17 protein-coding genes are annotated in these 20,569 nt (G+C 72.2%); 13 read left to right on the top strand and 4 right to left on the bottom strand.

The window, feature by feature from the left end; genetic code table 11:
* Positions 1 to 6: 6 nt before the first annotated feature.
* The 6 genes from SCAB_RS41450 (at position 7) to SCAB_RS41425 (ending at position 5,148) form a co-directional block, all read left to right on the top strand.
* Positions 7 to 1,050: a LacI family DNA-binding transcriptional regulator gene (locus SCAB_RS41450; protein ID WP_013006045.1), complete on the top strand. Its 1,044-nt coding sequence runs from the start codon at positions 7 to 9 to the stop codon at positions 1,048 to 1,050.
* Between the two features lie 173 nt (positions 1,051 to 1,223).
* Positions 1,224 to 2,375, top strand: a complete 1,152-nt coding sequence (locus SCAB_RS41445; protein WP_013006044.1) for an ABC transporter substrate-binding protein — start codon at positions 1,224 to 1,226, stop codon at positions 2,373 to 2,375.
* A 162-nt stretch (positions 2,376 to 2,537) separates the two neighbouring features.
* A complete protein-coding gene (locus tag SCAB_RS41440; RefSeq protein WP_013006043.1) occupies positions 2,538 to 3,032 on the top strand; it encodes a MarR family winged helix-turn-helix transcriptional regulator in 495 nt (164 codons plus the stop codon).
* A gap of 233 nt (positions 3,033 to 3,265) precedes the next feature.
* Entirely contained in the window at positions 3,266 to 3,892 is a 627-nt protein-coding gene (locus tag SCAB_RS41435) for a DsbA family protein (RefSeq protein ID WP_037728825.1), read from the top strand.
* 36 nt (positions 3,893 to 3,928) lie between these two features.
* Positions 3,929 to 4,735, top strand: a complete 807-nt coding sequence (locus tag SCAB_RS41430; protein WP_013006041.1) for an MBL fold metallo-hydrolase — start codon at positions 3,929 to 3,931, stop codon at positions 4,733 to 4,735.
* A gap of 2 nt (positions 4,736 to 4,737) precedes the next feature.
* Positions 4,738 to 5,148, top strand: coding sequence for a nuclear transport factor 2 family protein (locus SCAB_RS41425; protein ID WP_173402951.1), 411 nt, complete (start codon positions 4,738 to 4,740; stop codon positions 5,146 to 5,148).
* A 124-nt stretch (positions 5,149 to 5,272) separates the two neighbouring features.
* Here the strand turns inward: SCAB_RS41425 and SCAB_RS41420 are convergent, their stop codons facing one another.
* Entirely contained in the window at positions 5,273 to 6,241 is a 969-nt protein-coding gene (locus SCAB_RS41420; protein ID WP_013006039.1) for an alpha/beta hydrolase, read from the bottom strand.
* 495 nt (positions 6,242 to 6,736) lie between these two features.
* Positions 6,737 to 7,747, bottom strand: a complete 1,011-nt coding sequence (locus SCAB_RS41415) for a LacI family DNA-binding transcriptional regulator (RefSeq protein ID WP_013006038.1) — start codon at positions 7,745 to 7,747, stop codon at positions 6,737 to 6,739.
* Between the two features lie 212 nt (positions 7,748 to 7,959).
* Between SCAB_RS41415 and SCAB_RS41410 the strand changes: the two genes are divergently transcribed.
* From SCAB_RS41410 to SCAB_RS41400, 3 genes are read left to right on the top strand one after another with little or no spacing between them, the layout of a single operon-like run.
* Complete coding sequence (locus SCAB_RS41410) at positions 7,960 to 9,324, top strand: MFS transporter (RefSeq protein ID WP_013006037.1); 1,365 nt, start codon at positions 7,960 to 7,962, stop codon at positions 9,322 to 9,324.
* A complete protein-coding gene (locus tag SCAB_RS41405) occupies positions 9,321 to 10,097 on the top strand; it encodes an alpha/beta hydrolase (protein ID WP_013006036.1) in 777 nt (258 codons plus the stop codon). Before SCAB_RS41410 ends, SCAB_RS41405 begins: the two co-directional genes overlap by 4 nt.
* Entirely contained in the window at positions 10,094 to 12,736 is a 2,643-nt protein-coding gene (locus SCAB_RS41400) for an alpha-L-rhamnosidase (protein ID WP_013006035.1), read from the top strand. The genes SCAB_RS41405 and SCAB_RS41400 overlap by 4 nt, the downstream gene beginning before the upstream one ends.
* On the opposite strand, the gene SCAB_RS41395 is transcribed toward SCAB_RS41400, so the two are convergent.
* Together SCAB_RS41395 and SCAB_RS41390 are read right to left on the bottom strand one after the other, a co-directional pair.
* Positions 12,723 to 13,802, bottom strand: a complete 1,080-nt coding sequence (locus tag SCAB_RS41395; RefSeq protein WP_013006034.1) for an alpha/beta hydrolase fold domain-containing protein — start codon at positions 13,800 to 13,802, stop codon at positions 12,723 to 12,725. The genes SCAB_RS41400 and SCAB_RS41395 overlap by 14 nt on opposite strands.
* Positions 13,803 to 14,079: 277 nt before the next feature.
* A complete protein-coding gene (locus tag SCAB_RS41390; protein ID WP_037728820.1) occupies positions 14,080 to 15,084 on the bottom strand; it encodes a LacI family DNA-binding transcriptional regulator in 1,005 nt (334 codons plus the stop codon).
* Between the two features lie 380 nt (positions 15,085 to 15,464).
* Between SCAB_RS41390 and SCAB_RS41385 the strand changes: the two genes are divergently transcribed.
* Genes SCAB_RS41385 through SCAB_RS41370 form a run of 4 tightly spaced genes read left to right on the top strand, consistent with a single transcriptional unit; the run spans position 15,465 to position 20,553 of the window.
* Positions 15,465 to 17,024, top strand: a complete 1,560-nt coding sequence (locus SCAB_RS41385) for an ABC transporter substrate-binding protein (RefSeq protein WP_013006032.1) — start codon at positions 15,465 to 15,467, stop codon at positions 17,022 to 17,024.
* Positions 17,025 to 17,033: 9 nt separating this feature from the next.
* Complete coding sequence (locus SCAB_RS41380) at positions 17,034 to 17,975, top strand: ABC transporter permease (protein WP_013006031.1); 942 nt, start codon at positions 17,034 to 17,036, stop codon at positions 17,973 to 17,975.
* On the top strand, positions 17,972 to 19,720 hold the full coding sequence (locus SCAB_RS41375) for a dipeptide/oligopeptide/nickel ABC transporter permease/ATP-binding protein (protein WP_041670194.1): 1,749 nt from the start codon (positions 17,972 to 17,974) through the stop codon (positions 19,718 to 19,720). The genes SCAB_RS41380 and SCAB_RS41375 overlap by 4 nt, the downstream gene beginning before the upstream one ends.
* Positions 19,717 to 20,553 (top strand): ABC transporter ATP-binding protein, encoded by an 837-nt coding sequence (locus SCAB_RS41370; RefSeq protein ID WP_013006029.1) that lies wholly within the window; start codon positions 19,717 to 19,719, stop codon positions 20,551 to 20,553. The genes SCAB_RS41375 and SCAB_RS41370 overlap by 4 nt, the downstream gene beginning before the upstream one ends.
* The last annotated feature ends 16 nt before the right edge of the window (positions 20,554 to 20,569 follow it).

Below are 20,569 nucleotides of genomic sequence, written 5' to 3'. Positions count from 1 at the left end.
ACCCGGATGGAGCCGACAGCACCACGTCGCAGGATCACCATCGTCGACGTCGCGCGACACGCCCGGGTCTCCGTCACGTCCGTGTCCAAGGTGCTGCGCAACGCCTACGGGGCGAGCCCCGAGATGCAGGCCAAAGTGCGCCGCGCCATAGAGGAGTTGGGCTACCGTCCGCACGCGGGCGCCCGGGCCCTGCGGGGGCAGACGTACACGATCGGCGTGATGCTGCCCGACATCCGCAACCCGTTCTTCCCCGAGATCCTCGACGGCGTCACCGAATCGCTGGAGGAGACCGACTACCAGGTGTTCCTGGGGCCGGGCTGCAACGGCGAGAAGGCGGAGGCCAGGGTCACCGAGGCGATGATCGACCGCGGGATGGACGGCCTCATCCTGGTCGCGCCGGTCTCCTCCCGTGCCCATCTGGAGCACGTCGCCGCCGCGGTGCCCACCGTCGTCGTCGGCCGCCACGGCTCCTCCGCCCTGTACGACACCGTGGCCGACGACGACGCCGAGGGCGCGGCCCTCGTCGTGCGCCACCTCGCCGGCCTCGGCCACCACCGGATCGCCCACGTCGAGCATCACGAGACCGACACCGCGCGGCTCGCGGAGATGCCCAACGCCCGTCGCGCGGACGGATACCGGCAGGCCATGAGGGTGCAGGGGCTGGCGGAGCAGATCGACGTGATCTCCACCAGCTACAGCCAGGAGGGCGGCCACCGGGCGGCGCAGGAGCTGCTGGCCCGGCCCCCGGCCGCCCGGCCGACCGCCCTCTTCGCCGGGGCGGACGTCGTCGCCATGGGGGTGCTGGAAGCGCTCGCCGACGCCGGACTGTCGGTTCCCGGCGACCTCTCGGTGGCCGGTTACGACAACACCACGTTCGCCGCGTTCGGCCCGGTCTCGCTCACCAGCGTCGACCAGGCCGGCCGGGAGATGGGCCGCAACGCCGTACGGCTCCTGCTGGACCGGATCGCCGACCACGGCCGCCCGTCGGCCAAGGTGACCCTCTCCCCCACGCTGGTGACGCGCCGGTCCACCGCCCGCTTGGCGGAGTGACCCGACCCCTGCGAGCGACACCCGGACGTTCAATCGTTCGGTTGAATGGGCGATCGAATGTTTGAGAAACGTTGCCCAAAGGAGAGCGGTGGCGTGAGGATGAGTGACGCCCGACGTCGTGGCGGAGCCAGGCGCCGGGTCTCACCCGTCCCCCACCGAGAGGTCTCCCACGTATGTCCAGGTTCAGCAGGCGACATGTCCTCGCCACCGGCGCCGGAGCAGCCGTCGGCATCGGCGCGTTCGGTGCTTCGACCGGCACGGCCACGGCCTCTCCGACGGCTTCCTCTCCGACGGCTTCCTCACGGACCGGCGGACGCGAGGAGACCCGTACGCTCGACGAGCTGTACCGGGCGGCGCTCGCGGAGGGCGGCAGGCTGGTCGTCTACGCGGGCGGCGACACCCCGACCCAGCAGGACGGCACCAAGGCCGCCTTCCGGGACCGCTTCCCCGAGATCGACCTGACGCTGATCGTCGACTACAGCAAGTACCACGACGTGCGGCTCGACAACCAGTTCGCCACCGACACCGTGGTGCCGGACGTCGTCTCCTTCCAGACCCTGCACGACTTCGACCGCTGGAAGCAGCAGGTCCGTCTGCTGCCCTACAGGCCGGCCGGTTTCTCCCAGGTGTACGACGCCTTCAAGGACCCGCAGGGCACGTGGGTGGCCACCGGCGCGATCGCCTTCAGCTTCCTGTACGACACCGCGGCCGTCGGCTCCAGGAAGCCGCTGACCCCGCGCGACCTGGTCGACCCGAAGTGGAAGGGCCGGATCGCCTCGTCGTTCCCGCACGACGACGACGCGGTGCTCTACCTGTTCGCGCTGTACGCCCGTGCCTACGGCTGGGACTGGGTGGCCGACTTCGCCGCCCAGGACGTGCGGTTCGCCCGGGGCAGCAATTCGCCGGGCGACGCCGTCTTCGGGGGTGAGAAGACGATCGGCGTCGGGACGGCGGGATCCGCGGTCGGCTCCTCCCCCGTGACGTTCGCGATCGAGGCCGGACACCCGTTCATGGCCTGGGGTCAGCGCACCGCGATCCTCAGGTCGGCGAAGAACTCCACGGCCGCCAAGCTCTTCCTCAACTGGCAGCTGTCCAAGGAGATGCAGAACGGCTCCTTCAACGGCTGGTCCGTCCGCACCGACGTCACTCCCCCGGCCGGCCTGAAGCCCATCTGGAAGTACCCGCAGGCCAACGTGGACGGCTTCCCCCGCTTCATGGCCGACCGCGCCGCGGTCGAGCGCTGGAAGCAGACCTTCGCGCTGTACTTCGGCGAGGTCCAGGGCGCCCCGACGCCCGGTTGGCTCGGACTGCACCCGGGCGCCTGACGGCCCGTCGCCGCGGCCGACCGCTGTTCCGGGCGGCCGGCGGCGACGACAGCGGCATCGTCGGGCGGCCCCTGCGTACGCGGTCCGGCCGACCGCCGACTCCCCGCACCGGGGCAAGATCGGTACGGTGGCGGGCGGAACCAGGCGAGGGGCGGAGCGGCCGTGAATGAGCAGGCAGGCATCAGTACGGCCAAGGAGGCCGCCGACCACGAGCTCGTGCTGGCGTTCGGGCGGCTGCAGGGGGCGGCCAACCGGCTGGAGTACATCCTCGGGCGGGCGCTGGAGGTGGAGTGCGGTGTCAGCCATCTGATGTTCGAGGTGCTGCTGATCCTCGGACGGGCGGGCGAGCCGGGACTGTCCATGCGGGCCATCGCCCAGGAGCAGGTGCTCACCTCCGGCGGGGCCACCCGCCTGGTGGACCGCATGGAGGCGGCCGGGCTCGTGACCCGCCAGGAGTCCCCCACCGACCGGCGCGGAAAGCTGGTCCGGCTGACCGTACTGGGCGAGGACACGACGGTGCGCGCCGCCCGGGTCCATGTCGAGAACATCAAGGCGCACTTCCTCGGCCCTCTCCCGGAGGCGGACCGCGAGCGGTTCACCGAGGACCTGCGCATCCTCAGCCACACGGCCAGGGACACCCTGCCCCGACTTCCCTGACCTGCGCGCAACGCCTCCGGCACCAGCTCCGCGTGCCGCCTTGCCGGGGTCATCTCCAGGTGCCGCCCTCGGGCCGATGCCCGACATCGACGCCTCGGCTCGACGCTCGCACCGGAAGGCAAGCTTGCGTGACCCACGTCACATGAGCCTGCCGAAATACCTGACACGTCAGCTACTGTTCTGTCAGGTGATCGCCCGTGCCGGGCGAGCGTCACACGCCTGTTGAGGTCATGATGAAGCTGGTCTACGTTTTCGACGCCTACTGCGGCTGGTCCCACGGGTTCTCCGCGACCCTGCGCGAAGTGGCATCACGCCACCCCGAACTGCCGGTGGACGTGGTCTCCGGCGGCCTGTTCACCGGATCGCGCCGGGTGCCGATCCGTGAGTTCGGCTACGTCCAGGGCGCGAACGCGCAGATCACCGAGCTGACCGGCGCCGAGTTCGGCGAGGGGTACCAGCGGCTGATCGCCGACGGTTCGTTCGTCATGGACTCCGAGGCGGCCGCCCGTGGCGTCGCCGCGCTGCGGCAGGCCGCCCCCGACCGGGCCGCCGCCCTGGCCACGGAGGTGCAGCACGCCTTCTACACCGACGGCCACAGCCTGTCGGACCCGGACACCTACCGTGCGATCGCCCAGGCCGCCGGGCTGGACGCCGACACCGTCGTGGCCGCGTTCGCATCGCCCGACGCACGGGCCGCCGCCCAGGCCGACTTCCGCCGCGCGGCGGAGCTGGGCGTCACCGGCTTCCCCACCCTGCTCGCCGTCGAGGGCGACTCCGTCGCACCTCTGGCCTACGGACGCGCCTCCGCGGACGAGATCGACCGGCGCCTCGCGTCCTACGCCGCCACCCTCGCCTCCTGACCTTCCCCGTCCCCGCCCCACGCAAGGAGTCCTCTCATGAGCACCCTCGACTTCAAGGTCCTGGACCTCGACTTCCCGGCCGGCAGCAAGAACAAGACCGCCACACTCGTCACCGGTGAGAGCGAGGCGCTGCTGGTGGACGCCGGGTTCACCCGGGCCGACGGGCACCGCCTGGTCGCCGAGGTCCTCGACTCCGGCAAGACGCTGACCACCGTGTTCGTCTCCCACGGCGACCCCGACTTCTACTTCGGCGCCGAGGTCGTCGCCGACGCCTTCCCGGACGCGCTCTTCGTCGCTACCCCGATCGTCATCGAGCACATCCGGCACTCCTACGAGGGCAAGCTCAAGGCCTGGGCCGCACTCGGCCCCAACCTGCCCACCCGCCTGGTCGACCTCACCCCGCTGACCGGCGACCTCACCCTGGAGGGCCACCGCTTCGAGCTCAAGGGCGGCCCCGCCGGACTGCCCGACCGCCACTACCTCTGGCAGGCCGAGTCCCGCGCCCTCCTGGGCGGCGTCCTGCTCTTCCAGCAGGAGCACGTCTGGGTCGCCGACACCCCCACCCCCGAGGACCGCGCCGTCTGGACCGCTCTCCTGGACGAGATGGCCGCCCTCGACCCCCGGCTCGTCGTCCCCGGCCACCGCCTGCCCGGCACCGCCGCCGACGCCTCCGCCATCACCGCCACCCGCGACTACCTCGCAGCGTTCGAGGAGGAACTCGCCCAGGCGGCCGACGGCGCCGCGCTGACCGAGACACTCGTCAAGCGCCACCCCGACCACGGCATGCTCATCGCCGCCCAGATCGGCGCGAAGGTCGCCAAGGGCGAGATGAAGTGGGGCTGACCATGACCGAGTTCGCGACCTCCACCGCACCCGCCGATGTCGTACGGCGCCAGTACCTGGCCTCCGCCGCCGGCGACCTCGAAGCCCTGCGCGCCACCCTCGCCCCCGACGTGGAGTGGACGGAGATGGCCGGCTTCCCCCTCGCCGGCACCTACCGCACCCCGCACGGCGTCACCTCGAACGTGATGGAAGAGCTCGGCAAGGACTGGGACGGCTGGGCCGCCCACGACGACACCTACGTCGTCGACGGCGAGAACGTCGTCGTCCTGGCCCGCTACACCGCCACCCACAAGGACACCGGCAAGAACATCGACGCCCGGGTCGCCCACCACTTCATCGTCCGCGGCGGCCTCATCGTCCGCTTCGAGCAGTTCGTCGACACCGCGCTCGTCCGCGACGCGGCGACGCCCTGAGCGGACCCCGCCGAGGCTCTTCCGGCCCGGCAGGACCGGATCGGCCGTGCCCCGCTCCTCCCGACGTACCCACCCGCCCCGCGGCCGCGCCGGGCGGGTGGTCGGCATGGTCCGGTGCCTCCCGTCATTCCCCCAGCAGCCGTCGCAGCCACCGCAGCCGGGCCTCCCGGGCGTCCACCGACACGGCCGCCCCGGGCACGAGGCCGTCGAAGCCGTGGAATCCGCCCGGCCAGACGTGCAGTTCGGCGCTTCCCCCGGCCTGCCAGATCCTGGTGGCGTAGGAGACGTCCTCGTCCCGGAAGGTCTCCGCGGAGCCGACGTCGATGAAGGCCGGAGGCAGACCGGAGAGGTCGGCCGCGCGGGCCGGGGCCGCGTACGGCTCGACGGCGTCCGTTCCACGCCGCTCCCCCAGCAGCGCGTTCCACCCCGTTTCGTTCGCGGTGCGGTCCCACACTCCGAGCCCCGCCATCTGGTGGGCGGAGAAGGTGTCGTTGCGGTCGTCCAGCATCGGGCACATCAGCAGCTGACCGAGGAGGCGTGGGCCCTTGCGGTCCCGGGCGAGGAGGGCCAGGGCCGCGGCGAGTCCACCACCCGCGCTGCCCCCGGCGAGGACGAGACGGTCCGGGTCACCGCCGATCTCCTCGGCGTGCGCGACCGTCCACACCAGGCCCGCATAGCAGTCCTCGACCGGTGCCGGGTGCGGATGCTCGGGGGCGAGCCGGTACTCCACCGACACGACGACCAGGCCCAGTTCCTCCGCCCAGTCCAGGGGCAGCCCCAGACGGTTGGTGCCCACGATCATGCCGCCAGGGTGGGTGAAGTAGACGATCGGGCGAGGGCCGGGCACGGAGGTCGGCCGGCAGATCAGCAGCGAGACGTCGGGGGCGCCCGGCGGGCCGGGCACCGTCCGCTCCCGCACCTCGAAGAGTCCGCCGCAGCTCAGTTCGTCGTTCGTCGGCAGGGGGACCTCGGCGCGCAGCCGCTCCCGCGCCGCGGGGATGTCGTCCGGGGTAGCGGTGGTCGGTGCCTGGTCGCCCAGGTCGGCGAGCACGGCCGCCAGCTCCGGGTCGAACGGCGGAGGGGGCGTGGTCATCTGGACCTCCTGAAGGCTGATGGTCGATGGCGTCCGGCTCTGACGGGAAGGGCCCTCGGCCGGGGCGGAGCCGTGCCGTGGGGGTGCGCGCCCGACGGGCGTGGGCGTGTCCGCGGGGATCCGTGGAAGGGCGTCGCAGGGAACGGCGCCGAGGCCCTGGCCCTCACGGTCGGACGGGACCGGCGCGTGCGCCCGTCTCTGCCGGGCCCTGCGCGGAGGTATCTCCCGCGAACAGCGGGACTCGGCAACGTGGTTCGGCCCGGGTGTCGCGCGAGCCCCCGCACCGGGGCGGACGGGCGGAACCGTAACCGGACGCCCCGCCCGCCGTCCACCCTCCTCACGGAGAGCGACCGTTCCGGGAGCCGGTGGGCGACTCCGGTCGCGTCGCACGGTCCCGTACGGCGGTGGTTCGTCCGGGCCGGGCGCGTACGGACCCGGCACCGGTGCGGTCGTGGTCCCGGGGCCCGGGGCGGGCCCGGCCCGTCGCGCGTCCCCTCAGGCGGAGTCCCGCGCCTCGATCCGCAGCGGGTCCTCGACGGGGCCTGCCGGGGACTCCTTCCCTTCGAGCGCGTCCACGACGCGGCGTGCCAGTCCGCGCGCGAGGGTGTCGGTGTCGCGGACGACCGTGGTCAGCGCCGGCCGCAGCAGCGCCGAGCCGGGGATGTCGTCGACGCCGATCACGGCGAGGTCCTGCGGGGCGCGGAGTCCGAGGGACTGCAGGGCCAGCAGCACGGCCATGGCGATGTCGTCGTTGAACGCGCAGACGCCCGTCACCGGGGGATCGGCGGCGAGCCATCCCTTCACCACGTCCGCGGCACCGTTCAGCTCCAGCGGGACGGCGCGGACGTCGGGCTCCGGAAGACCGCGCTCGGCGCAGACCCGGCGGACGCCGTCCAGCCGCGGCTGGGCCAGGACGTCGAGTCGTGGCAGGTCCGGATAGGCGTACCCGAGCCGCTGGTGGGAGCCGGCGAGGTGCCGGGCCTGCAGCGCGCCGATCGGTTCCTCGGACACCAGCGGGGACCGGGGGGCGCCCGGTGCCGAGCCGTGCAGGGTCATGACGACCTCGATGCCCACCGCGCGCATGGCCTCGGCCTCGGTCTCGGGGAACTCGCTCAGGGCCAGGACCGCGGCGGGTGTGAGGGCCCGCCAGATCTCCCGCAGGGGCCGGGCCGGCCGGGCCGACGAGTGCACGAGGAAGGTGAACTCGTGTTCGGCGAAGGCATTGGTCAGCTGCTGGATGAGGCGGCCGAGCACATGCTGGATCGGCCAGTCGGGCAGCACGCCGAGCACGATGTCGGAGCGCCCGGTCCGCAGGGTGCGCGCGGCGGCCGAGGGCGCGTAGCCGAGGCGGGCGGCGGCCTCCCACACCCGTCGGCGGGTGGCCTCGGCGATCTTCTGGTGCGGGGTGTCGTTGAGAACGTAGCTGACCGTCGCCCGCGAGACTCCGGCCTCCCGCGCGACGTCCCCGCTGGTGACCCGTCGTCTGCCCTTGGACGTCCCGGCCATGCGCCCCCACCCTCCGACAGCTCCGACAGACCTCTTGCCAAACCGCGTGATCGCGGGCTAGCTTACCCGCTCAGTCAACCTACACGTTTAAGTGGCGCGTTTAAGTAACGTTCCGTAGCGAAACCCGCCGACGGGTTCCGGCACCGCTCCCGGCGCCCCACCCCCTCCAGGTCCCCACCGTCCCCGCCCCCGGTACTCAGCGAAGAGGACCCATGCCCGGCCCCACAAGCTCACGCAGCGCCCCCTGGAAGACCGCGACCCTCGCCGGCATGGCCTCCTACCTGGACGCCGCCGCCCTGGTGACGTCCGGCATCGCCATCGGCGGCTACTACGCCGCGCCCCTCCGGCTGAGCCCCGAGACCATCGGCTCCCTCCTGGGACTGCAGACCCTGGCGTTCGCCGCCGGTGCGCTCTTCGGCGGCCGGCTGGGCGACCGCCTGGGCCGTCGCGCGGTCTTCACCGTCTCCCTCGTCCTGTACGCGGCGGGCGTCCTGCTGCTCCTCGTGGCCGCGAGCCCCGCCCTGCTGTTCGCGGGGGTCGTGACCACCGGCCTGGCCATCGGCGCGGACCTGCCCGTGTCGCTCGCCCTCGTGAACGAGGAGGCGCCGCCCGGCAGGAAGGGCACCATGGTGGTGTTCTCCGGCATGCTCTGGCTCGCCGGCATCGTGGCCGTCCTGCTGCTCAGCTCCTTCATGGGGGCGCGGGGCATGCTCGGCGGCCGGATCCTCTTCGCCCATCTGCTGATCGTGGCCGTCGTCGTCCTGCTCCTGCGCCTCACCCTCAGTGAGTCCGCCGAGTGGGCGGCCGCACGCCGGGCCGCCGACGCACGCCCCGCCGCGCCCGGCGAAGCGGGTGCGGCCATCGAGTTCGGCCGTGTCAGGGACCTCTTCCGGGCGCCGACCGTCGGCGCCCTGCTCGCCACCGGCCTCTACTACGCCACCTGGAACCTCGGCGCGAACACCCTCGGCCAGTTCGGCACCTTCCTGTGGACCGCCCTGGCCGAGGGGGAGGTCGCGGAGTACTCACGGCTGACCCTGCTCGGGCTGCCGGTGGGTTTCGTCGCCGGTCTGCTGTTCATGCGCGTGGTCGACCGGCCCGCCCGTCGCGTCTGGTTCGCCGCGGGCACCGCCCTGATCGTCGTCGCCTGGGCCCTGCCCGCCCTGCTCGGACCGGGCAGGTTCACCCTGGTCGCCGTCATGCTCGTCTCCGGCCTCGGCAACTCCTTCGCCGGTGAGTCCGTCTACAAGATCTGGTCCCAGGAACTCTTCCCCACCCTGCTGCGGGCCACCGCGACCGGCGTGACCATGGCCTTCACCCGGGCTCTCGCCGGACTGGCCGCACTGGGCACGCCGGCCTTCGCCCTCGGCCACACCCGGCTCTTCTTCGGCCTGCTCCTCGGCGTCACCGCCGTCTCGGCGGTCATCGGTCTCGTCTGGGTGCCGCGCCTGCCCGCGGTCTCCCCGGCCGGCCCCGCCGGCCCACCGCACCCCGAGTTCCTCGCCGCCGCCCACCCCGAGGCGCCCGCCTCCCCGGGCGGCACTCCCACCTCCGTCACGACCGTAAAGGCTGTGCCTTGATCCGCCACCACGACTTCCGTCACCACGACCTGACGCTGCGCTCGACGCTGCACATCCCCGAGGGACCGGCGGACACCCGCCGCCCCACCGTGGTCTTCGTCCACGGCTTCAGCTCCAACCGCCTCGAACTGCCGAACTTCGTCGCGATGTCCCGGCTGCTGGCGGACCACGGCATCGCCTCGGTCCGCTTCGATCTCTCCGGCCACGGCGAGAGCGACGGCGACTTCTTCGGCGTGACCATCACCGGCGAGATAGCCGAGACCCGCGCCATCCTGCGTACGGTCCGGACCTTCGACTTCGTCGACCCCGAGCGCATCGGTCTGGTCGGCATGAGCATGGGCGGCGTGGTCGCCGGCATCACGGCGGCCGAGGAGACCGGCATCGGCGCGCTGTGCCTGTGGTCCCCCGCCGCCGTGGCCCCGTTCGAGCTGGCAAAGGGCTATCTCAAGGGCCGCGCGCTCGCGGCGGAGATCGAGGCGAAGGGATACTTCGACGCCGACGGCCACCGGATGAGCCAGGCACTCGTCGACGACATCGTCGGCCTCGACGTGTACGGGCGGTCCGGGACGTACACCGGACCGGTGCGCATCCTGCACGGCGACAAGGACGACATCGCTCCCCTGGAGTACGCGCGCCGCTACCTGGACCACTACGACGGCAACGCCGAACTGGAGGTCGTGGAAGGCGCGGACCACGCCTGGGGCACCGTCCCCCATCGCGCCACGCTGCACGGCTTGACGCTGGGCTTCTTCCGGAAACACCTCAAGCCATGAACCCGACGGCACCCGCCGAACAGACCCCCACGGACATCACGGTCTCGGTCACCGGACTGCGCACCGCCGACGACTCCGGCCTCGTCGCCACCGCGCACGCCATGCCCCGCCTCTCGTGGTCACTGACCGGAACGCGACCGGGCATCCTCCAGCACGCCTACGAGATCCAGGTGTCCGGCGCCCCCTCCTTCGACGACACCACCTCCAGCGGTCAGGTCGAGTCCGGCACGGTGACCGACCACCCGTGGCCGGCCCAGCCGCTGAGCAGCCGCGAGACCCGTCACTGGCGCGTCCGGGTCCGGACCGATCGCGGATGGACGCGGTGGAGCGACCCCGCCCGTGTGGAGGGCGCGCTGCTCGACGCCGTGGACTGGGCTGCCCGGCCCGTCCATGTGCCCAGTGACCGGGGCCGCCCCTCCCCCGGCCCCGTGCCGTTGCTCCGCCGGGAGTTCCACCTCCCGGCGGAGCCGGTGTCGGCCCGTCTGTACGTGACCTCGCTCGGCGTCCACCGCACCACCCTCAACGGCCGGCCCGTCTCCGCCGACCTGCTGGAACCGGGCTGGACCAGCTACCCCGACCGGCTGCTCTACGCCACCTACGACGTCACCGGCCTGCTCCGCCCCGGCCCGAACGCCCTCGCCGCCGCCGTCGGCGACGGCTGGTTCCGGGGCCACCTCACCTGGCACAAGAACCGTGACGTCTACGGTGACACGACGGGCCTGCTCGCCCAACTCGAAGTCGACCTCACCGACGGCACGCGGGTCACGGTCATCACCGACGGCCGCTGGAAGGGCGGTTACGGGGACCTGCTGTCGGCGGACCTGTACGACGGCTGCGAACGCGACCTCCGCGCCGAGCCCCACGGCTGGCAGCTGCCGGGGTTCGCCGACGACGGCTGGGAACCCGTCGCCGTCCTGCCCCTGCCCGAAGGGCTGGGGCAGCGGGCCCATCCACCCGTGCGCGTCGTCCGGACCGTCCGGCCGCGGCTGCGAACCCTCGCGGACGGCACCATCGCCGTCGACGCGGGCGAGAACGTGACCGGTCGGCTGAGGATCCGCGCCGACGGACGGCCGGGCGGCACCGTCACCGTCCGGCACGCCGAGGTCCTCGACGGCGACGGCCGCCTGCTGACGAGCATCCTGCGCGGCGCCCGGGCCACGGACCGGTACACCCTGGCCGAGGGCCCGGCCGACCTGACCCCGGAGTTCACCTTCCACGGCTTCCGGTACGCCGAGATCGACGCCTCCCCCGATGTGTCCGTGGAGGCGGTCGAGGTCGAGGTCGTCGCCGGCGACCTACGCCGGATCGGGGAGTTCCACTGCTCCGACGAACGCGTCAACACGCTGTACGCCAACGTCGTACGCTCCCAGCGCGGCAACTTCCTCGCCGTGCCCACGGACTGCCCCCAGCGCGACGAACGGCTCGGCTGGACCGGCGACATCATGGCCTTCGCTCCGACGGCGTGCGCCACCTTCGACAGTGCCTCCTTCCTCGACAGCCGGCTCACCGACCTCCGCATCCAGCAACGCCCCGACGGGGCGGTGCCGATGGTGGTCCCGGACGTTCCGCTCGGTGAACTCCCGCCCGCCGAGCTGCCGTTCGCCGGGGCCGCCGCGGGCTGGGGCGACGCCGCCACGGTCGTACCGGCCGCCCTCTTCGAGGCGTACGGCCAACCGCACCTGCTGGAACGCCACTACACGGCGATGCGCGCGTGGGTCGAGTTCACCGTCGCGCACCTGGACGAGGACGGCACCTGGAGCGGCAACGCACAGCTCGGCGACTGGCTCGACCCCGCTGCCCCGCCGGAGAACCCGGCGGCGGCCACCACCGACTCCGGGTACGTCGCCACCGCCTTCGTCGCGCACAGCGCCCGGCTGCTCGCCGACGCGGCCCGTGAACTGGGCTTCCCCGAGGACGCCGACCGGTACACGGCCCTGCACCGGCGTACCGCCGAGGCCGCCTGGCGGAAGTGGGGCGACCACGCCCGCACCACCCAGACGGGCTGCGCCCTCGCCCTGGAGTTCGGCATCGCGCCGGCCGGCGAGCGCGCCGAGGTGGGCAAGGCCCTGGCGAGCCTGGTGCGGGCGAACGGAGGCCGTATCGCCACCGGTTTCCTGGGCACACCCTTCGTGCTGCCCGCCCTCGGCGACACGGGCCATGTGGCCGAGGCGTACGAACTGCTGCTCAACCCCGAGTGTCCCGGCTGGCTCCACCAGGTCTCCCGCGGTGCCACGACCATGTGGGAGCGGTGGGACGCCATCGGTCCCGACGGCACCGTCGACGTCGAGAACGCCGGCACCATGCTGTCGTTCAACCACTACGCCTACGGCGCGGTCGCCTCCTGGCTCTACCGCTCCGTGGCAGGTCTGCGCCCCGCCTCGCCCGGGTACCGCACCCTCGACATCGCCCCGCGCCCCGGCGCCACGCTCACCTCCGCCGAGGCCGCGGTCGACACTCCCTACGGCACCGCGTCCGTCGCCTGGTCGATCGGCGACGGTTCCCTCACGGTGCGGGCCGTCCTGCCGCCCGGCACCACCGGACGGTTCAGCGCGCCCGAGGGCTGGACCTGTACGGAGCCCGTCGACGCGCTCGCCTCCGGCAGCCACGTCCTGTCCCTGCGTCCGCTCACCCGTCCCTGACCGTCCCCCACCACCGGAGCCCGTCCCTACCGGCTCCTTCCCGCCCGGTCCGAGGACCGGGCCCACAGACGGCGGCCCGCTGCTCCCTGACACGCGGCGGGCCGCCTTCGCACGGGCCGCCCCGTACGGCCAGGGGTGTGCGTCGGCGCAGCGCGTCGGCGAAGAGGTCGAGTGACCGGCCGACCTCGGCGAGGGCCGGGGTCCGGTTGAGGTGGCCGTGCGGCATACCGGCGGCCAGACTGCTCCTGACCTCGACCTCGGAGGCGGTCAGCTGCCGAACGAGGAGTTCGGCCGAGGGTCGCAGGTCGTCGTACTCGCAGACCAGCACATGCACGGGAGGCAGGCCCCGCAGCGCGGCCGCGCCCGGCAGCGCGTCGCGCGGGAGGTCGGTGAGCCGGCCGACGTAGTTCTCCACCATGAACTCGATGTCCCGGGTGGTGAACCGCATCGTCGGCGGCAGTGCCGCCATCTCGGCCGCCGTCGCGCTGTCCAGTGCGGGGACGGGGAAGTGCGCGAACGGGTAGGCGAGCAGCAGGAGATCGGCCGGCCGCAGGGCTTCGTCCCGGTCCCGCAGCGCCGTGGCGAGCGCCAGCGCCGCGCCCGCGCTCGCTCCGCCGAGGGCCACGACGTCGGCGTCGGGGGCCAGTTCGGTCCTGAGCCACCTCCAGGCGGCGCACACGTCGTCCAGCGGGACGGGGTACCGGACGCCGCCGACCGCCAGCCGGTAGTCGACGGAGACCACCACGGCCCCCGCCCGCGCCGCGAGTTCGGCCGCGACGACGTGCGCCTCGGGCATGTCGAGGTCGCCTCCGAGGAAGCCGCCGCCGTGCGCCCACAGCACGGCGGCGGAGCCGGGGCGCCCCGGAACGTACGACCGCACGGGCACGGGGCCGTGCGGACCGGGTATCTCGCGGTCCTCGACCACGACGTCGGCGGGGCGGGTCCACTCCGAGGGGTCCCGCATGAACTCGGCGAACCGGGCCTGCGCGTCCGGGTCGGCGAGATCGGGGAACGTGAGACCGGCGAGAAGGTGCAGTCTCTCGGCGAGATGCGGGTCGAGGGGCATGGGGACCGCCTTCCGTGGCGTCAGGACGGGGACAGGGGAAGAGAGGAGCGAGAGGCCGTGCGCGCCGGGAGGGTACGGAGCACACGGCTGCGGCGGTGCACACCGAAGCCGGACCGTCCCCTGGGTTTCACCACGGCCTCGGCCCTGACCTGACCTGACCTGAACAGCCAAGGTCGGCTCGGATCAGGTCAGGTCAGGTCAGGTCAGGTCAGGTCAGGTCAGGTCAGGTCAGGTCAGGTCAGGTCAGCGGGAGCCCTCTCCTCGCCGGTCCGAACCCTCACGCCGACTCGCGGACCGCCAGCCGGATGTTCGGCTCCACCGTGCTCGCGGGGGCCGCCGTGCCGTCGAGTGCGGACCGGACCGAGTTCGCGTACAGCTCGGCGATCCCGGGGAGGTCCTGGACGACGCTGGTGAGCGGTGGCCAGGAGACCGCCGCCGCGGGGGTGTCGTCGACGCCGATCACCGCCATGTCCCGGGGCGCTTCGAGGCCGAGGTGCCGCAGCCCGGCCAGCACGCTCATCGCCACGTCGTCGTTGAACGCGCAGACCCCGGTCACCTGGGGATCGGCGGCGAGCCAGGACCGGACCGCGTCGGTGGCGGCGCCCGGCTCCAGGGGGATCGTCCGGACGTCGGGGGCCGGCAGTCCCAGCTCGGCGCAGACCCTGCGGACCCCGTCCAGGCGCGGCCGGGCGAAGACGGCGACGCGCTCGTCGTCGGGGTAGGCGTAGCCCAGCCGGCGGTGGGACGCGGCGGCGAGATGGCGGGCCTGCGCCGCGCCGATCGCGTTCGCGTTCGTGACGCCCTCGTCCGAGCCGAGGCCCCCGTCGTCGTACAGGGCGGCGATCACCTCGATCCCGGCGGCCCGCATCGCTGTCGCGTCGGCGTCGGAGAACGGCTCGAAGGAGAGGACGGCGGCCGGAGTGAGGGCCTTCCAGATCTCGCCGAGCGAGCGGGCGCCCCGGATGCCGGAGTGGACGACGAAGGTCAGGTTCCGCTTCGCGAACGCAAGCGTCAGCTCCTGGATGAGCAGGCCGGTCGCGTAGCCGAGCGGCCAGTCGGGCAGCAGCCCGAGGACCACGTCGGAGCGGCCGTATCGGAGGGTGCGCGCCGCGGCCGACGGCGCGTAGCCGAGCCGCTGGGCCGCGTCCAGCACGCGCTGCCGGGTCGCGTCGGTGATCTTCTGATGGGCCGTGTTGTTGAGGACGAAGCTCACCGTAGCCCGCGACACACCGGCCTCGCGGGCCACGTCCGCACTCGTCACTCTCCCGCTTCGCGAAGCCATAGACGACCACCTTCCACGAACCTCTTGCGCGACGCAGGAGACACAGTTAGTTTACGGACACCCACTTTAACGTGTTAGCGACACGTTAAAGCAACGGCACGTAGCCATGAAGCGAGGTTGCGCGAGGGGATGGTCTGTCGACTCATCCGATCGCCGACATTGAAGCAGACGGTCCGCGGCACCCACGAGACGGAGTGATCCTCCGGGTACGTCGCACCGGGCCCGGTCCGTTCGCGCCCTCACCGTCGCCCTCCGCCTCCGGCGGTCCCCGCCGACGAACCGCACATCGACATCACGCATCCGGCCCCCGGGCGGTCCGCCCCGGTGGCACTCCCTGGCGACCTCCTCATCGGACCCGCCTCGTCCTTCGGAGACCCTCAATGAAGAGAAGAACCGCACTCCAGGCCTCCATCGGCGTCGTGGTCACCCTCACGCTCGCCGCCTGCGGCGGCGGACAGAGCGACAGCAAGGGCGCCGGCGCAGGCCCGGTGGACCTCACCATCGCCCTGTCCTCCGCGCCCAACAGCCTGGATCCCTCGGCAGTCGCCGTCGGGCCCTTCCTGAACTACATGGACCCCGCCTACGCGACCCTGCTGACCCGCAGGCCCGACGGCAGCCTCGGCGCCGGCCTGGCCGACAAGTGGGGCTACGTCGGCAAGAAGAACACCACGTTCGAGCTGCGGCTGCGCAAGGGCGCCAAGTTCGCCGACGGCACCCCGGTCACCGCCACCGACGTCGTCAACTCCTTCACGTACTTCCAGAAGGGCAGCGGCCCCGCCGCCGCCTGGTTCCGGCCCCTGACGTTCGCGACGTCCGGCAGCTCGACCGTGGTGATCACCAGTCCCACGCCCAACCCCGACATGGGCACCCTGTTCACACCCCCTTACATGGGCGGCGCCATCATCAGCCCGGCCGGGCTCAGGACGCCGAAGAAGCTGGCCTCCTCGACCTTCGGCGCCGGACCGTACGTGTACAGCGCCCAGCAGTCGGTCTCCGGCGACCACTACGTCTACGTCCCGAACAAGAACTTCTACGACCAGTCCGCGATCCACTTCAAGAAGATCACCGTCCGGGTGATGCCGAACGTCAACTCCCAGGTGCAGGCCCTGAAGTCGGGCCAGATCGACCTCATGTACGGCACCCCAGACGTGGCGCCGACCGTGAAGGGCGACAAGGCGATCACCACGCTCCAGAAGCCCACCACCTGGGCGGGCCTGTTCCTCCTGGACCGTGAGGGCACCGTCGTCAAGGGCCTCGGCGACGTGCGGGTGCGCCAGGCGCTGAACTTCGCCGTCGACCGGGCCGCGATCACCAAGGCGGTCTACGGGGACTACGGCACTCCGGTCTCCCAGCCGCAGATGCCCGGCTACGACGGCTACAGCCCCGAGGCCGCGAAGATGTACCCCTACGACCCGGCCAAGGCCAAGAAGCTGCTGAAGGCGGCGGGTTACGGGAGCGGACTGACGATCCCGGTGAACTACGGGTCGTTCGACCCCTCGACGGCCAAGATGGTCCAGGCCGTGCAGCAGCAACTCGCCCAGGTGGGCGTCAAGCTGAAGCTGCGGGCCGCCACGAACTTCGGCGGCTGGATCAACGACCTGCTGACGAAGAAGTACGCGGCCACCGTGCTCTCGCCCGGCACGGGCGGCGAGGCCAACTTCTACGCGCAGCAGCCGCCCTTCAGCAAGACGGGCATCATGAACGTCTTCGGGGCGGACGACCCGGACGTCGACGCCGCGTACGCCCGGCTCGCGTCGGCGGACGCGAAGGCCGGCGCGCAGGCGTCCGTGGACCTCACCGACGTGATCGTGCGCAAGGCACTCGCCCTGCCCATCTCCGGTACCGACACCATCGCCATGTACAACAGCGAGCTGCGCGGGGTGAAGTTCCCGCCGGGCGGCGCACAGCTGACCTCGAACACCCTGTGGACCACTCGCTGACGAGGGCCGATGCTTCCCATCATTCTCCGCAGGCTGGCGCTGTCCGTCCCGCTTCTCCTCATCGTCTCCGCCATCACCTTCCTCCTGGAGTCGTTCGTGCCGGGTGACCCGGCACGCACGGTGCTCGGCATCAACGCGACGCCGGAACAGTACGACGCGCTGCGGGCCGCCATGCATCTCGACCAGCCGGTCGTCGTGCAGTACTGGCTCTATCTGCGCGACCTCCTGCGCGGTGATCTCGGCAGCTCGCTGTTCTCCGGTGAATCCGTGCTGGGGCTGGTCGGGCAGCGGCTGCCGGTCACCCTGGCGCTGGTGATCGGGGGAACCGTGCTCGCGACCCTGGTCGGCGTCCTGCTCGGGGTCCACAGCGCGACACGCGGCCGGGTCGGCCGCCGGCTGTTCGACATCGTGTCGCTGCTGGGCAGCGCGGTGCCCAACTTCTGGATCGCCCTGGTGCTGGTCGCCGTGTTCGCCGTGAAGTTCGGGTTCTTCCCCGCCACCGGATACACCCCGTTCGCCGAGTCGCCGGGGCAGTGGGCGTCCGGTCTGGTGCTGCCCGTGATCTCGCTCGCGATCGGCGGCATCGCGTTCATCTCCAAGGTCACCCGGGACGCCATGCTGACCACCCTCGGCCTCGACCACATCAGAACGCTGCGAGCCTCCGGCATCCGGCCCGCGTCGATCATCTGGAAGCACGCCCTGCGCGGCTGCGGGCTGCCGGTGGTGACCACGATCGGTCTGATGATGATCACCTTCATCCCCGGCACGATCCTCATCGAGAACGTCTTCACCCTGCCCGGTCTCGGCACCACGGTCGTGGACGCGACCAACCAGCACGACCTCCCGGTCGTCCAGGGCCTCACCATCACCTTCATGGTCATGGTCATCGTGGTGAACCTGCTCGTGGACGTCCTCTACAGCCTCCTCAACCCGAAGGTACGTACGGAATGACCACTGTCGAGGCGCCCCCCAGGGCGCGATCACGGGCGAGGACCAACCCCTTCGCCGGGATAGGGCGCCGTCCCGTCGCCGCCACGGCCCTGGTCGTGGTCCTCGGGATCACCGTCGCCGTGATCCTCGCCCCGCTCCTGGCGCCGCACCCCCCGCTCGCGCAGGACCTGCTGCACACCCTGTCCGGTCCGTCGGCGAACCACCCCCTGGGCACCGACGTCCTCGGCCGCGACGTGCTGAGCCGACTGCTCTACGGAGGACGGCCGACCCTGGTCGGGGTGGCGGCGGCCGTCCTCGTGTACGCCGTCACCGGCATGACCCTGGGCGTGCTGGCCGGCTATCTGCGGGGCTGGACCGACCGGGTCATCGTCGCCGTGCTGGACGTCATGCTCTCGGTCCCGGCGGTCATCATCACGCTCGCCGTCCTCGCGATCTTCTACCAGAGCAATGTCGCCGCCATGCTCACGCTCGGCTTCTTCGCCTCCGCGGGACTCGCGAGGATCATCCGCAGCACCTGTCTGGCACTGCGTGAGGAGCTGTTCGTGGACGCCGCGAGGGTGTCCGGGCTCGGTCCGGTCCGGATCATGGCCCGGCACATCCTCCCGCGCCTGACCGGGCAGCTGCTGGTGCCGGTCTTCCTCTTCTCCGGCAACGCCCTCGCCATCCAGACCGGCCTCGGTTTCCTCGGCCTCGCCACTCCGGCGCCCGCCCCGAGCTGGGGCGGCATGGTCGGGGAGGCCGCGCAGATCATGCAGCAGAACCCCTATCCGCTGTTCGTCTCCGGTGGTGTGATCGGCCTGATGTCGTTGTCGTTCGGCCTCGTCGGCGACGGGCTGCGCGATCTCGAACAGGACCGCCGGCAGGCCACCGGCGGCCGGCTGCGGCGCCCCGCTCCCGCGGCGGTCGCCCAGGACACCGCCAAGGCGCCGGCCGGCGCGGTGCTCGCCGTGCGCGACTACTCCGTCGCCTTCGCCACCGCGCAGGGGCCGCGTACCGTCGTCGACTCCATCGGTTTCACCGTCCGCCCCGGGGAGATCTTCGGTCTCGTGGGCGAGTCCGGCAGCGGAAAGACGGTGACGGGGCTGTCCCTGCTCGGACTCCTGCCTCCCAACGGCACGGTGACGAGCGGCACCGCGTGGCTGGACGGCACCCGCGTCAGCGGCCTGTCCGAGCGTGAGCTGCAGCGCCTCCGGGGCAGCGAGATCGCCCTGGTGTCGCAGGAGCCCATGGTGGCCCTCGACCCGTACTTCACCATCGGCTCCCAGCTGGCCGAGGTCATCCGGCGCACCGGCGGCACACCGGGCGGCAAGGACGCCGTACGGCAGCGCATCCGCGATCTGCTGACCAGCGTGCACCTGCGCGACCCGGACGACGTCGCGCGCCGGCATCCGCACGAGCTGTCCGGCGGCATGCTCCAGCGCGTCGTCATCGCCATGGCACTGGCCGGATCGCCGAAGGTGCTGATCGCCGACGAACCCACCACGGCCCTGGACGTGACCGTGCAGGCGGGCATCCTCGATCTGCTGCGGTCGCTGCGCGACGAGCGCGGCATGGCGATCATCCTGATCACCCACGACCTGGGGGTGGTGGCCGACAGCTGCGACCGCGCGATCGTGATGGAACAGGGCCGGATCGTGGAGGAGGGCTCGGTGGAGGACATCTTCTACCGGCCCCGGCACCCGTACACGAAGAAGCTCATCGAGAGCACCCCCAGCATCGCTCGGACCGAGGGCAGGATCGCGTGACCGGAACACCTGTACTCCAGATCGACCGCCTCGCGGTCCGCTACCCGGGGCGCGGCTTCCGCAAGCCCCCGACGACGGTCATCGAGGACGTGTCGTTCGAGGTGGGACATGCCGAGACGGTCGCGCTCGTCGGTGAGTCCGGCTCGGGCAAGACCACCATCGGCCGCGCGGTCCTCGGCCTCACCCCGGTCGGCGGGGGACGGGTCCTGCTCGACGGGCGGGACATCACCCGGCTCGCCGGACGGGCCCGGCGGCTGCTCGCCTCCGACCTCCAGGCGATCTTCCAGAACCCGTACGGGTCGCTCAACCCCGCGCTGCCCGTGGGCCGGACGCTGGCCGAACCGCTGCTCGCCGGTTCGTCCCGCTCGCCCGAAGAGGTCCGCGACGACATCGCCGGACTGCTGCGCCGCGTCGGTCTGCCGGAGGACGCGGCGGACCGGTACCCGGCGCAGTTCAGCGGAGGTCAGCGCCAGCGCATCGCCATCGCCCGGGCGGTCGCCCGCAGGCCCCGGCTCATCATCTGCGACGAACCGACCAGCGCCCTCGACGTCACCACCCAGGCGGCGGCGCTGGCCCTCCTCACCGAACTCCAGGACACCCTCGGGTGCGCGTACCTGTTCATCACCCATGACCTCGCGGTCGTCAAGGAGTTCGCCGCCCGCACCCTGGTCCTGCAGCACGGGCGGATCGTGGAGGAGGGATCGAGCGTCGACGTCTGCGACCGGCCGGAGCACGAGTACACCCGCAGGCTGGTCGCGGCCGCCCCCGTCCCCGACCCGGAGCTGCAACGCGTGCGGCGGCAGCGGCGGTTGGAGGTGAGGGCGACCGCGTGAGACCTGGTGCGGGCCC

This window comes from Streptomyces scabiei 87.22 (assembly GCF_000091305.1).
Lineage (GTDB): Bacteria > Actinomycetota > Actinomycetes > Streptomycetales > Streptomycetaceae > Streptomyces > Streptomyces scabiei.
The sequence above is the reverse complement of the archived record's forward strand: the minus strand, read 5'-3'. Positions and strand labels throughout refer to the sequence as shown.